The sequence below is a fragment of the Scytonema hofmannii PCC 7110 genome, from assembly GCF_000346485.2.
Lineage (GTDB): Bacteria > Cyanobacteriota > Cyanobacteriia > Cyanobacteriales > Nostocaceae > Scytonema > Scytonema hofmannii.
This window is the reverse complement of sequence record NZ_KQ976354.1, coordinates 1,501,655-1,515,239: the sequence shown is the minus strand read 5'-3', so window position 1 is coordinate 1,515,239 and position 13,585 is coordinate 1,501,655. Positions and strand designations below refer to the sequence as shown.

Annotated in this window: 15 protein-coding genes and 1 pseudogene; 6 read left to right on the top strand and 10 right to left on the bottom strand. The window is 42.1% G+C overall.

Annotated elements, in window-relative coordinates; translation table 11 throughout:
* Positions 1-258: 258 nt before the first annotated feature.
* Together WA1_RS06535 and WA1_RS06530 are read left to right on the top strand one after the other, a co-directional pair.
* On the top strand, positions 259-2,289 hold the full coding sequence (locus tag WA1_RS06535; protein WP_017748979.1) for a polysaccharide biosynthesis tyrosine autokinase: 2,031 nt from the start codon (positions 259-261) through the stop codon (positions 2,287-2,289).
* A 6-nt stretch (positions 2,290-2,295) separates the two neighbouring features.
* Complete coding sequence (locus tag WA1_RS06530) at positions 2,296-3,645, top strand: GH39 family glycosyl hydrolase (protein WP_017748980.1); 1,350 nt, start codon at positions 2,296-2,298, stop codon at positions 3,643-3,645.
* A 170-nt stretch (positions 3,646-3,815) separates the two neighbouring features.
* On the opposite strand, the gene WA1_RS06525 is transcribed toward WA1_RS06530, so the two are convergent.
* The 5 genes from WA1_RS06525 to qhpR all read right to left on the bottom strand — a co-directional run bounded on the left by WA1_RS06525 (position 3,816) and on the right by qhpR (position 8,205).
* Entirely contained in the window at positions 3,816-4,466 is a 651-nt protein-coding gene (locus WA1_RS06525) for a response regulator transcription factor (RefSeq protein ID WP_017748981.1), read from the bottom strand.
* Entirely contained in the window at positions 4,463-5,023 is a 561-nt protein-coding gene (locus WA1_RS06520) for a S1C family serine protease (protein ID WP_017748982.1), read from the bottom strand. The genes WA1_RS06525 and WA1_RS06520 overlap by 4 nt, the downstream gene beginning before the upstream one ends.
* A 22-nt stretch (positions 5,024-5,045) precedes the next feature.
* Entirely contained in the window at positions 5,046-5,978 is a 933-nt protein-coding gene (locus WA1_RS06515; RefSeq protein WP_017748983.1) for a S1C family serine protease, read from the bottom strand.
* Positions 5,979-6,397: 419 nt separating this feature from the next.
* A complete protein-coding gene (locus WA1_RS06510) occupies positions 6,398-7,078 on the bottom strand; it encodes an NADPH-dependent F420 reductase (RefSeq protein WP_017748984.1) in 681 nt (226 codons plus the stop codon).
* An 89-nt stretch (positions 7,079-7,167) separates the two neighbouring features.
* Positions 7,168-8,205, bottom strand: coding sequence for an AraC-like transcriptional regulator QhpR (qhpR, locus tag WA1_RS06505; RefSeq protein WP_158516602.1), 1,038 nt, complete (start codon positions 8,203-8,205; stop codon positions 7,168-7,170).
* A gap of 200 nt (positions 8,206-8,405) precedes the next feature.
* Here qhpR and WA1_RS06500 point away from each other — a divergent pair, with 200 nt between their 5' ends.
* From WA1_RS06500 to WA1_RS06490, 3 genes are all read left to right on the top strand, one after another.
* Entirely contained in the window at positions 8,406-8,903 is a 498-nt protein-coding gene (locus tag WA1_RS06500) for an MAPEG family protein (protein WP_272819084.1), read from the top strand.
* 167 nt (positions 8,904-9,070) lie between these two features.
* Positions 9,071-9,349, top strand: coding sequence for a type II toxin-antitoxin system ParD family antitoxin (locus tag WA1_RS06495; RefSeq protein WP_017748987.1), 279 nt, complete (start codon positions 9,071-9,073; stop codon positions 9,347-9,349).
* Positions 9,349-9,633: a type II toxin-antitoxin system RelE/ParE family toxin gene (locus tag WA1_RS06490; RefSeq protein WP_017748988.1), complete on the top strand. Its 285-nt coding sequence runs from the start codon at positions 9,349-9,351 to the stop codon at positions 9,631-9,633. The genes WA1_RS06495 and WA1_RS06490 overlap by 1 nt, the downstream gene beginning before the upstream one ends.
* 13 nt (positions 9,634-9,646) lie before the next feature.
* On the opposite strand, the pseudogene WA1_RS52350 reads toward WA1_RS06490, so the two are convergent.
* The 5 genes and pseudogenes from WA1_RS52350 to WA1_RS06465 form a co-directional block, all read right to left on the bottom strand.
* Positions 9,647-9,796: pseudogene (locus WA1_RS52350) on the bottom strand (Hsp20/alpha crystallin family protein); the annotation flags it as partial.
* A gap of 310 nt (positions 9,797-10,106) precedes the next feature.
* Positions 10,107-10,715 carry an amidohydrolase family protein gene (locus WA1_RS06485; protein ID WP_017748989.1) on the bottom strand — a complete coding sequence of 203 codons (609 nt, stop codon included), beginning with the start codon at positions 10,713-10,715 and terminating at the stop codon, positions 10,107-10,109.
* A gap of 26 nt (positions 10,716-10,741) precedes the next feature.
* Positions 10,742-11,119 carry a PIN domain-containing protein gene (locus tag WA1_RS06480; RefSeq protein ID WP_017748990.1) on the bottom strand — a complete coding sequence of 126 codons (378 nt, stop codon included), beginning with the start codon at positions 11,117-11,119 and terminating at the stop codon, positions 10,742-10,744.
* On the bottom strand, positions 11,116-11,361 hold the full coding sequence (locus WA1_RS06475) for a UPF0175 family protein (protein ID WP_017748991.1): 246 nt from the start codon (positions 11,359-11,361) through the stop codon (positions 11,116-11,118). Before WA1_RS06475 ends, WA1_RS06480 begins: the two co-directional genes overlap by 4 nt.
* A gap of 236 nt (positions 11,362-11,597) precedes the next feature.
* On the bottom strand, positions 11,598-13,136 hold the full coding sequence (locus tag WA1_RS06465) for a beta-barrel domain-containing protein (RefSeq protein WP_017748993.1): 1,539 nt from the start codon (positions 13,134-13,136) through the stop codon (positions 11,598-11,600).
* A 248-nt stretch (positions 13,137-13,384) separates the two neighbouring features.
* Here WA1_RS06465 and WA1_RS56680 point away from each other — a divergent pair, with 248 nt between their 5' ends.
* Positions 13,385-13,543 (top strand): hypothetical protein, encoded by a 159-nt coding sequence (locus tag WA1_RS56680; protein WP_017748994.1) that lies wholly within the window; start codon positions 13,385-13,387, stop codon positions 13,541-13,543.
* Positions 13,544-13,585 lie beyond the last annotated feature (42 nt).

Here is a 13,585-nt window from a genome sequence, read left to right as displayed (position 1 = left end):
TTTGGTGCGCCCATACGAGACCAATACTATTCGGATAAGCGGAAATTAGAACCCCGATAACTTCTGCGAAACCGGGGTTCTGACACCTCAATTATTGTATCCCTTGCAGTATTGAGTCAGCATCTCCAATCCTCAATTCCAAATCCCTATTTTTCAGTATATTCACCAATGTCAAATTTATCTTTAATAGACGAACATTTTGTTTATTTTAAGTAATCATCGTGAACTGCGTACACCAGGAAAAATGAAAATGAGCATATGAATAAAATAGCGACTATTGTAACTAGACGATGGAAATTATTAATTGCTTTTAATCTGTTGGTTGTTTTCAGCACTGCTTTCGCGCTTGTGACTGCTAAGCCAGTCTGGGTTGCTGGCACACAACTCATTTTGCCAAAAACCAATAGTAAACTTGATGCAAGTTTGGGAACTCTTGGTTCTTTAAGGAATGGTGAAGTTGGTTTTTCCACTGAAGTCAATCCCCTGAATGTACAGGCATCTATCATCAATAGCGATAATTTGCTAGAGCGGGTGTTAGCAGCAGATCCTGAGAAAAAGAAATTTAAGAGTCTTACTCAGTACAAAAAATTGTTCACGGTAAAACCAGAGGAACAATCCACAATTTTATCGGTGACTGTAAATGCTTCTAGCCCAGAACTAGCATTACAGAGAGCAGTAGTGTTAACTGAAACTTATCAAAAACGTTTAAATGAACTGCGGCAAGCTAACAGTCAAGCACGCCAGGAATACAATAAGCAAGAACTAGAGCAAGTCAAATTAAAATTAACTTTTGCACAAAACAACTTAGCAAAATTTAAAAGGGCTAGTGGTATAGTCAACAACGAAGAACAAATTAAAGGTATTGTTACCACAATCAATAGTTTAATCAATGCTAGAGCGCAAGCCTTAGCTTCAGCAAAGGCTCATGAAAATCGCCTAAAAGTGCTTTCAACACGCTTAAATTTAACACCAGATCCAGCAATTCGCTCTCTAAGTTTGGGTGAAAACCAAGAATATCAGCTTGTACGTCAGCGTTTATCTGAGGTAGAAAATTCTTTACGTCAGAAACAATCCCTCTTTACTAATGAGCATCCAGAAATCAAAACCCTACTTGTACGGCGCAAACAATTACAACGTATTCTACAGCAATACGTTGCACAAACAGCAGATGGTAGAAGAGTAGACACTACAGTAGCACCTAATTATCCTCAAGGTCGCGCTGCTTTAATCCAACAACTTGTTCTGGCGGAAAGCGAAGCTAGTGCTCTTAAAGAACAAGCACGGCAATTTGATAGTCAAATTGCTCAACTGAAAGCCACCTTGAAATCTGTACCTGAAACTCAGGCAAAACTGTCAGAACTACAACGACAAGTAGACGTTGCTGCTGGTGTTTATAATGGTTTACTGGCTCAGATCCAGCAAAACAATATAGATGCCTTTGATGCATATCCAAATGTACAGGTTTTAGATGCACCCCAGGTCGATTCCAAGCCTATCAGTCCCAAAAAAATGTTAATGATAATTAATGCTGTTCTGGCATCGGTTGTCGGTAGTACTGCCTTGGTTTTATTTTTAGAAAGTCGCAATCCTTTGTTAAGTGCCAAAGATTTACAGGCTCGAAAGTTCGCCCTGATGCAAACTATTCCTCGAATCAAACATTCTGTTACAAAATTTGAACTGGCTAATCATGAAATAGAAGTTGAGTTTCAACGTCTTGCTTCTGCAATTAGCTTGCAGCCTCTCAATAATCGTCGGTTGTTAGTCACCAGCGCCATTATGGGAGAAGGTAAAACAACGGTTACTATAGGTTTGGCTTACGCACTAGTGGATTTGGGCTTTCGAGTTCTGCTTGTGGATGGAGATTTTCGCAGATCTGAACTCAGCCGCCGTTTGGGTTATATTCCAGGATCTACAGCAGGGCAAGTTGCAGTACAACCCAATTTAGATCTGCTTCCAAGCTTACCCAAGCAAGGCAGGATTATGGAAACGCTCAAACGGGGACACTTTGAGCAGGCATTAGCAACTTGTGAAGAGAGTGGGGATTACGATTATGTTATTGTTGACAGTGCTCCTGTAAGTTTAACAAGTGAAACTGCACTGATGGCAACTATTATTTCCAACGTGCTGTTTGTTATCCGTCCCAATAGCAGCTACAAAAACTCTGTCAATGACAGTTTTGCACAGCTGATCCAACATAATGTCCAAATTTTTGGTCTAGTGATTAATGGAGTGGAAAGTAAAACAACGCCCTATTCCCAACCCTCTCATGTTCCCATAGCGAACTCATAAATTTCTATGCAACGCAGAGATATTATCAAACTGACTGCAGCCAGCGCTGTCACTTTTGGAGTGTTGGATACGCTATGGAAATCTTCCACTGCTGCATCTAAAAAGACTGCTCAAGTGAGTATTGATTGGACAAATCAAATAGCAAAGTCTACTCCATTTACTTTTGGTTCTAATGACTATGAGATTTTGTCTCCCGAACGTGCAGCCGATCGCACCTTCCAAAATCACATTCAGCAACTTGGTATTAAGTTAATTCGCATTCACCACGCTCAATTGTGCGATCGCTGGACGGATGCTGCAACCAAAACTTGGAATGTGGCTAAAATCAAAGCGGGATATGATGCTTCCTATCCTCACAAACCCACTATTATCCAAAATCTTCCTGGTTGGCCAAAGTGGATGGTTCAGAGCAAAGACGGTTTGTTGGATAAGTCCGAGTATGACAACTATGCTACTTTATGTGCTCAACTTGTAGAAATTCTCAACCGTCGTCTCCAAAAAAAAGTTATTTACTGGGAACCGTTGAACGAAAAAGAAGTTTCTTACGATAAAGCTTGGAAGTTAGATGAACTGTGGATAATTTACAATAAAGTCGCAAAAGCCATGAAGGCTGTTGACCCTCAAATTAAAATAGGGGGACCAGCACTGACATGGGACAATCCAAAAAGATTGGAAGCTTTTCTCAGAGCCTGTAAACCGAATGTAGATTTTATCTCTTGGCATCGTTATGGTAGCAAAGACGCAAAACAACCCACTGATGGGATTATGTCTTACACGCCTAATTATGCACGTCAAGTCAAGGATTTTCGAGCGATCGCCAAGAAATACATACCAGAACGCCCAGTCCCTCTGTTGCTAGGGGAATACAATATTAACTATTTGTGGACATCCGGTGAAACAAGACAGCACAACCATATTGGGGCTGTTTGGTTTGCTTCAGTTATGAAACACCTAGCTGATGCAGGCGTTGATATGGCAACTTCCTGGCATCTCAAGGATGGAATTTACGGTATGATTGACCCAAAAAATCAACTACGACCTCCAGCAACTATATTTGCTTGGGCAAATAAATACTTAATAGGAGCGGTCATGCATACAACCAGCGACCACCCTTTTGTAGAAGCATTGGCAGTACAAAAACAAGATGGCAAACGCAGTTTATTACTGATTAACAAATCTTATCAATCTGTCAGGTTGAGCTTGCAATCCAAGCGATCGCTGACTCAGTCCAAAAATCTACAAATACTGTCTTTAAATGCTAATGGAGTCACTACAAAATCTGTGAATTCAGCCGTTTTGAAACAACCACTCCTGTTAAGTTCATACTCCGTTACACTGCTCCTCAATAATACTTAATCAAAACAGATAAAGGTAGATGCTGCCCAGATAAGACCACTTCAGACTAACTTTGAGGTAGCGTGGTTTTATGTGCTTGACCCATTAGACCACACCTTATTTATAACCGAGATTAGAGTAAAAAAACTCTAACTCAAGAGTGATAAATTGGCTAAAAAATATTACAAAATCTATAGCATAATCAATCCCAGACGGACACCAACAGTTACAGCTTCTGTACGGGTAGAGACATCTAACTTCTGGAAAATAGAAGAGACATGAAATTTCACAGTATGCTCGGAAATTTGCAATTGTTTGGCGATCGCTTTATTACCCACTCCCGCACTGAGCATTTCTAAAACCTCAATTTCTCTTGGTGTTAATGTTTGTACGGGAGTTGCCACAACTTTTTCTCGCCCACTCGCACCTTTCAGCGCAAGTACAGACTCCATAGCATCCAAGTGCAGCACCACCAGCCCAAAAGCAACAGCCTCAACAGCAGCCATAATTTCTGATTCCGTGCTGGTTTGAGGTAATATGCCCCTCACACCCCCACGCAACCCAGCTTCAAGAGCGATGCTATCAAGTTCGTCCGCAAGAACGAGAAATACGAAGGGATCTTGCTGTTGTTGTAAAGAAAGCAGTTTTTCCCAGCTTGATTGTTGAAAATTACTTCCCAAATCCACGAGTACAACATCGGGTTGTAGTTGCTCAATTTCTCCCCCTAGATTATCCAAGTTTGATGCAGTACCCACAACTATCAGTTTGGAATGAGTTGCGAGCACGGCTGATAATCCCGCTCGTACCACAGGGGAAGCAGCAACTACCAGCACCCGAATCATATTGCCTCCACAACGGGATAGCGATCGCGCAAAAAGTTCTCTACTGTAAGGCTGGGGATCGCTATAGCCAAACCGTAAGCAATCATGGTGTTAATCCCAATCACTCGTCCGCGACAATCAGCAAGCGGTCCTCCAGAGTTACCAGGAAAGAGCTGAATATCAGCCATAACTACATGCTGTTTGCTGGTATGGATAATACCACTGGTCACAGCGCCACTATCACCAAAAGGATTACCGACTGCTAACACCAACTCCCCAACTCGTAAAGCATCGGAATTGCCAATAGTTGCTACAGGTAAATCGGTTCTGGCAATTTTGAGAACAGCTAAATCCTTTGTGGGATCGATACTGATGCGTACAGCCTCATACACTCGCCCATCCCACAGTTCTACTACTGCTCTATGATGAGTGGCAACATGAGCGTTAGTAATAATTACACCATCAGATCGCCAAATAACACCGGAACCACTTCCAAAAGAACTACTGCGAACTTTTACAGTACTTTGACGCAGTTGTTGTGCGATCGTTACAAACTCTGCTGTTATATCTTGAAACATTTTGTTAGTTACTGGTCACTGGTCACTGGTCACTGGTCACTGATTTTTCAGCAACGACTATTTCTAACTCAACTAACGCCCCACCCCTGATAATTTGTAGCTTGACAGTTTTCCCAACGCGATCGCCACTATTCAGAAGCGCTAATATATCACCCGTGTCGTTGACAACAGAATTATCGAAAGTAATTATTACATCACCAATCAGTACACCTGCATTGTCAGCAGGTCCATTTGGCTCTACGTTAACAACGATCGTGCCACTTGCTGTAGTTAAATTAAGTGCTGTTTTCAAATTATTTGGCAAACGAACGGCTTGCATACCCAAACCAAGATAGCCGCGTGTCATTCGTCCCTTCGCTAACAGTTGGTTAACGACTCGATTAACTGTAGAAGCAGGAATAGTCAAAGCTGTACCCCGTCTTCCTGATGTGTTCATCCCAACTACATAACCAGCAGCATCTACGAGTGGTCCACCAGCAAAACCACGATACAGTGTAATATCTGGACGGATAAATTGGTCAATATTTCCACCGCTCATACTCCGCCAAGCACCACTGACAACGCTCACAGTACCTAATGCTGCACGGATATCACCTTCGTTACTTCTTGCTAATCCCAGTACAAGATGACCAACTTTGAGAGTTGTCGCATCACCAATCTTTGCTACGGGAATTTCTGTTTGTTGTAACTTAAAAACAGCGACATCGGTACTGGGATCGTGTCCTACAAGATTAATTGGTACGGTTTGTCCGTTTGATAGGGTGGTTGTAATTTCTTCGTAGCGGTGAAGTGCTTCGTCTGAGGTAATAATAATACCGCTATGCCAGTGAATTCCGCTTGAGGAACTACGGGAACCAGAGTTAATGGCAACAACGGCTCCTCCAACTTGCTCGACTGTTTCTGCTATGTTGTTGGAAAGGGCTAGTAGGGTGTTGGATATATCTGATGAGGGCATTTTGTTTTTGTAAGGAGTGATTGATTTGGAATTTTGAACCGCAGATGAACGCGGATGGACGCGGATAATTTTTTCTTTTATCTGCGTGCATCCGCGTTCGTCTGCGGTTGCTATAAATTAATGGTGACGTTTTGTGGCTCTAGTTGACATCGGAAAAATGAGGAGATGAGTACCTAGAAAAATGGCTAGTATCTGATTCGATTAAAAAAGGGTTATTAAGACTTATGAACTCTGCGAGCAGTTATCTCTTGGCATTGGCAAAACACAACGTACAAGTTTACGTTGCATATGCCGCTTTTAGATACATCGCAAGTACGACAAAAGCTTGGCTGGCGACATCAAGCGTGGAAACTAATGGAAATACCGATTCCGCTCCAAGAGGATATTTGAGAAGTATGAATATTAATGTAGGCTCGATCTCAACGAAGGTTAGAACTTTGTCGTCCGCCTAGTCGTTCCGACTGAGCAGGCGGTAGCACGTCAACTGAAATCGTTGCATATGGTCCCAACTTCTGACCAATAATTAAGAACCGAATAAAATCTCCCAATCCCTCAATTAACCGTGAATTCCGTAGCTCTCCACAGTCCACAGGAGTGAAGCCAATTTCAAGAGCAAGTTGCATCACCGTTTTTCGAGCGTTTTCGTTATTTGATGCAACAAAAACAGAGACTTTATAATCCTTCAAAGGCGTCGGTGCTAGCTCAAAAATCTCCTGAGCAAAAGTGTTAAACGCTTTGACTACATGAGCGTTAGGTACTTCTGCAGCCAATTTTTCTGCTAGGGATTGCTCAATAGGCTGGTAGGTAAATCCTTCTGGAATCTCAAAATTGTTGCAATCAATTAGGATTTTGCCATTGAAAATCTCAATTGAGGAGATGACTTCTACTGGATTTATTCCTCTAATAGTATAAAGTAACACATTCCCAAAGGCAGCAGCTTCGTCGTTCGTTCCACCCTGCGTATTGTGTCCCACCAACTCAGCAACAGCTTTACCCTTTTCTGTAGTTCGAGCACCGAAGAAGACTTGATGTCCCTGCTCTGCCCAAAGGATACCAAGAGAGCGCCCCATATTGCCACTACCGAGAATACCAATTTTCATTGTACTTGTTTGCTCAAGCTGGGTTTGCGTATGCACTTAAACTTATCACAGATGCTTTAAGGCTGTCTTTGACATTCTTAGTAAAAATGTTACGATCTTGCAATAACTTTGCTTCTCATACCAATCAAGTGTCGGTACTTATTGGGAGCCAATCCTGTCCAACGTCGGAAAGCATGATTAAAAGCGCTTAACTCTGAGTATCCTAATAGCAAAGCTACCTCAGTCAATGATAATTCAGGTTCTTTAAGATACATCAGCGATAGTTGATATCGGGTTTTATCTACCAATTGCTTATATGTGGTGTTGCGATCGCGTAAATACCTTTGTAAAGTACGACTGCTTAGTCCCAAACTAAAGGCTAGATCTCCTAATGTCGGACATTCTTGCGGCAATGAACGAGCAATTGCCCGACTCACCAAAGTTACCAGTTCATTATCTATTTTTTTCTCAACGAAGAACTGATGCAAACGACTTTCTAAAATAGGTAAGAGACTCAAATCAGCAAAAGGAACTTTTTGTTTGAGAAGTTCGCATTCTATTGCAATAGCATTAACAGGTTGGTTAAAAAGTACGGGTGCATTTAGCACTTGTTCATATTCTGAAGTATTTTTAGAAGAATTATGCTCTAACCACACTCTTTTGGGGTACCAGTGTTGACGAGTGAGAGTACGAATGCTGTTAACAGCAAATGCGATCGCTGTTTCGGCATCTTGTTTGCGAACTTGAATTCCTGCATCTGTCACTTGATAAGATAACCATGCTGTATTTCCATCAAGTGTCAGAGCAACTTCAGTACCTTGTTGCCATACACCAAAATATTGAACCAAGCTATTTAGGGCAGAACCAACAGTGGCAGAGTTTAGTAGAACATAGCCCAGTATGCCAAAGTTAGACACGTGATGCGTAAAGCCATAATGCAACCCAAAAAAATCGTCTTTATTGAGAACAGCGAGCTTCTCTAATAATTGAATGTGCTGGGGTAATGAAAAATCTTTAGTTTGATTGGCAAAATCTTCAATTGTTAGCCCAGCCATTTTAAGAATGACTTGTCGGTCAATACCCAGTTGAACAGCTTTCTGAATGGCATTTACAACAAATTCCATTGCTATCATGGGAGGCATTGTCATAGAAGCCTTTACTCCAAACTTACGCAAACGCATAAGACGTCACAATCACTTTTTGAGAATTGCATTTCTAGCCATATTGGCATCTTATATCAAATTCTGTGTCCTGTAATATCAAGACAAATAAGAAATCAACATTTTACTGTAGATATTGGTAAAGCTGACAAGAGTTAATGTCGTTTTGTAATAATATGAACACCAGCATGATTCCAATCTCAACTTTTTTTATTGGACTTAACGGTCTCATAGCCTTTGCTCTGTCCTATATTGTAGTGATGGAACGGACAAGAACTAGGATTTGGCACGGTGAGTCAAAAGAGGATGTTTTGATGCAACCCGATCCGCTAGCGCATCCAACAGCATGGGTTGCGACAGTCGAAAAAATCAGCCAAGGGTTGTCCGTTAACAAAACCATGGATGAATCTATTTTACAACGCAAAGTTCGCGCTCATGGAAATTTTACAGAGTACGTACCTATTGGCTTGCTGTTCATTATTGCGCTGGAATTAATGCACTCCGTGGTTTGGCTGGTATGGCTTCTTGGAGGAACGCTCACATTAGCTCGAGTTTTCTACGCCTACGGTGTCATTACCAAATACGGTCCTTCTGTTGGACGTGCGATCGGTTTTTTCTCAACTGGCGTTGTCTATATAGTTGGTAGCTTAGCTTGTCTTTACTATGGTTTAAAAGGAATTGTGTAATCTTTAATAGTGACAGAATCAAATTCTGCTGTTTTTGAAAAAAATCACAAAAACAGAAGAGCGCAGCGATAGGAACCGTTCTACGGGGATGGACTGTTCTCTGGGAAGAGCTTGGACGCGGTGGGAAAAATTGCTACCATAAAAAGAGTCTTTCATGGAGTTTTTCTATGGCAACGGTAGAAAAAATTAGCGTGGCGTTGCCGCCTGAGATGGTCGCTGTGGTTCGGGCGGCGGTTGAGAGCGGAGAGTATTCGAGTGCAAGCGAGGTCATTCGTGAGGCCCTCCGAGCCTGGAAGCTCAAGCGTAAGGTAGAGGCACTTGAGCTTGATGAGCTTCGCCGTCTCGTTCAGGAGGGCATTTCGAGCGGGCCGAGCATAGACGCCGATCTGGTGTTCTCTCGCTTGAGAGCAAAATATGCTGCGATGCCGAATCAAGAAGAGGTGTGATGCAGCTTTCCTTTTCACCTCAAGCAGCACTCGACCTTGAAGAGATAGGGGATTACATCGCACGCGATAACCCCGAGAGAGCACTTTCGTTCTTGGCGGAGATCGAAGCGCACTGTTATCGGATCGCGCAGATGCCGAACGCTTTTCCAAGACGGGAAGACCTTGCCCCAGGGCTTCAAATGACCGTTCATAGAAACTACCTCATTCTCTTTCGTGTGCAGGAACGCACCGTTCGCATCGAACGCATCGTTCACGGTGCGCGGAGGCTCGGAGATTTGGTCTAAAGGGTCACTTTGATGTTAAGTTCAGAATACCATCTTTGTATTCAGCAGTCATATTGGTATTTTGAACGCGAGATGCCAAAGGAATCACACGGTGGAATTTACCATAGTGAAATTCAGTCACGGTACGACCTTTGTCTTCTGTCTTGGTTTCTGACTTGCGATCGCTTAGCTTGAGTTCTAAGCTTTCTGGTTGGATGGATACCTCATAACTGGAGTTTAGACTAACTCATGACAAAATGACTCAGCAGTACTGAGTTAACAAGCTACACACCGTCCCAGCCTTTCAGGCTGGGACGACCTCCACGCGCCAACTAGTACACCAACTAACTATTGAAGGTTGGGCATTTTTTTATTTGGATCTCCCTGAGGCGAACGGGCAGGAGTATTTGAGTTTAGACTAGGCAAGGAGTACGATCGCTATCTTGGGGGTGAAAGTTATTTTTCCGAGCAAGAGCCGCTTTGAAAGTTGAAAATTAAGGTATTTGAGTGAATCTTTTGACAATTGCCTGAACCTGACTAATTACTTCAGTTTTATCTACTGTCAAAATTTGACGCTCACGCATAATAATTTTGCCATCAACAATCACAGTATTCACGTCCCTTGAGTGCATACTGTAGACCAAGTTGGCGGGAATATTGTGGTTTGGCTGATGATGCACACCAGTGAGGTCAATCAAAATCAAGTCTGCCAAATATCCGGGTGCAAGTATTCCTATTTGCTCCCCCATTCCAAAAACACGAGCGCTTTCACGTGTGGCAATGTAAAGGGCTTCTGGAACAGGTAAAACCTGGGGAATCCCCTGGCGAGATTTTTGGCTCAAAGCCAGTAAGCGCAATAATTCCCAAATATCTAAGGTATTATTACTGGCGGCTCCGTCTGTAGCTAAACCCACGTTGATACGTGCAAGGCGAAATTCTGTTATGGGTGGTATGTCCATTGCCAGCTTGAAATAAGTTTTAGGTGCATGGGCAATGCCAACCGGATATTTTGACAAAATCTCAATGTCACTGGGTAGCGCACCACAAGCATGGGCTAAAATGCTTAAATAAAATACTAGTACAACGCGACATAAATAATCCATCAGTAGAGATGTTACATATAACGCCTCTACAGGTATCCAAAACTGTCGAAAAACTTTCGTCGTGTAGTACTAGTCCTATATATAACTGTCCGTCCCAAACGTTCATCAATCAGTAGTTGGGTTGCCTGCAACTCAATGGCCAACACAATGGCATTTGCCTCACCTGGATCAAGCCTACGTTCACGTTCTAATATCGTCACCTGGGCTCGATCGCTCACCGAGCGAACCTTCAACCAATCAACCGTCATCACAGTCTGGGTTACAGGGTGATTTTTACCATTTGCAAGGAGTTCAAGATAAACCACATCTGGAATCACAATTGCTCCAAATAGTTGAGGGAGCAAATCAACATGACCAACCACAATCAAATTAGCGATCGGTGAAGTATCACTAACGATAATCACAACAACCCCAATTCCTGCAAATTCTTCACATCCTCATGTAGTTCATCCACATCATAGTGAATACAAAGATTCTTCTTTGCCAGAAGAGCCTGAAATTCTAGTTGGGTCATCCCCAAAAAATGACTGGCACTACCCAGCGTAATTTTCTCACCCTGAAACAGCAACAGCACTAATTCCTGTAAAAGTTCTGATTCGGGAAGTCCAGAAGCCTGAACCAGTTCATTAGAAATGATGAGACTCATGGGAAAAAGCAAGAGAGTTGTGACTCTAGTAGTATATCTGTTACTGAGGTATGGTGGCAATTGCACCGATCAATTTAAAGTCTTGGTAGGGGCGCAAGGCCTTGCGCCCCTACGTCTTTTCCACCAGATGTCTATTTTATTAGAGAAATACAAAAAATCAATTATTCCATCTTGTGGGATGGGCGTCAAAGCCCGTCCTTATCTAAAAGGATTTATAAAATCGGATTTTTTATAATTTACAAATCTGTTAGCAGTCTGGCTTTTCTTAACAGAAACTGGAGCACTGTTTCTGAAGAAGAAATAAGATCGGCTCTGGCTTCCATACCTGATTGAATGATACATTTGCGATCGCCTAGCTTGAGTTCTAAGCTTTCTGGTTGGATGGATACCTCATAAACGGCACTTGTTTCAGTTATGGTGTTGTTAGACGTGACTGAATCTGGAGAAATAGAACTCACTTGAGCTTTGAGAGTTCCATAATCGGTATAAGGACAACCAAAAACTCGCACTTGCACCATTTGACCCTTTTTCACTTTGCGAATATGAGAAGAAGATACCAGTGCTTTGATGACTAATGGAGAATCTAATGGTGCTATTTCAGCGACCACATCACCAAGGCGTAAAACTTGTGAGGTATTACGCAGTTTAAGCTGTTGAATTACACCAGATGCAGTAGCCCGAAGAACCGTAGCTTTAATATCATCTTCCACTTGTTGAAGTTCTTCTTTCTCGCGGTTTAACTGTTTTTGAGTTTCTACTCTTTGTTGGATCAGTTGTTCGCGCTCTTGATTTAATTTAGCTTGGGTCACTTTAACTGCGGCGGTTTCTTCCGCAATTTTCGCTTTAGAGATGGTGAGATGTGCATCATTGGAGTCGAGACTTGCAAATGCTGCTTCCAGTCTTGCTTCTGCTGCTTTTACTACCTGTTGTTGCTGCTTAATAGCTTCTTGATGTTCTTCAAAACTGGCTGTTTGTAATATAAAGAGTTGTTCTTGCTGTTGTACAGCAAGTTGTGCTTCTTGAAATTGATCTACAGAAATTGAGCCAGTTTTTGCTAAAGGTTGATATCTATCTCGCCGTGCTTTGGCTGCTTTTAACAAAATCTCACTGGACTTTAAATTAGCTTGGGCTGATTTCAAAGCCAGCTGAGTTTTACGTAATTCTACTTGGGTTTGTTTTAAATTGGCTTGGGCTTCTTGTAATTGAGCGGATGCGATCGCTTTCTTTTGTTGGGCATCATATTGGCTGCGGTTGAATTCGGCTTGAGTTATGGCAATGGCGCGGTGAGTCCGTTTGCCTTCTGCTGCTCTCTGCCCATCTAATGCTTGAATTTGAGCATTCAGTTGAGTCAGTTGTAGTGTAGCTTGCTCAATATTGGTTAGCAGTTGGTTTTTTTTAGTTTGCAAACGGTCATCGTTCATTGTGGCAATGATATCACCTTTTTTGATAACCTGATTTGCTTGTACTGCAATACTTTTAATCGTGCCTTCTGTTGCAGCTTGCACTAAACGCAATTCCCCATTAGGACGAATAATAGCCGGAGTTTTAATTGTAACTTGATATTTTACTAGACTCGCAAGTATCACCGTAACACCAAAGATCGCAAGGAGAACAATGCCACCAATAGAGCACCAGCGGCTAATAGGAGGCAAAAATTCCTCTGGCGTGGCAGAGTGGAGAAAGTCTGGATTCGGCAAACCTCTGTTTTTGGTATCGGATGGTGAATCTGCATCAAGCATTGAGGGTTGGTTGTATGAAGAATCTAGCTCTGCCATTGTAGTGGATTTTTCTTAAAAACGTGTTCTAAATTAAACTTTTGATTAAGTGTTTTTTTGGAGCTTGTTGAACAGAGATTCTTGAATTAGAATTTACACAGACGATGACATAAGCAAATATGCTTCATGAAGAGAATGAAGTTATAAGACTTATAAATTCGCATTTTTTGACTTTTTGTTTATCCTCATATAAGGACTCAAATATGTTCTTTAAAAAACACAAGCGGCATAACCAGGAAGAATTATGCATGCAAAAAAACAAGTTGTTGAATGTTCTAACAACTCAGGAGCAAGAACTAGAACTCACTGAAGAACTAACCGATGCTCAGAGTTCAAATATAGTTGGTGGCAATAGTGACAAACGTGCAAGGCGTGGTTCATCTGCATCCGGTTCTTATGCTCGTTAACGCTTTCTAGTGGATGTATCATTTACGGTACAGTCGCGGCAT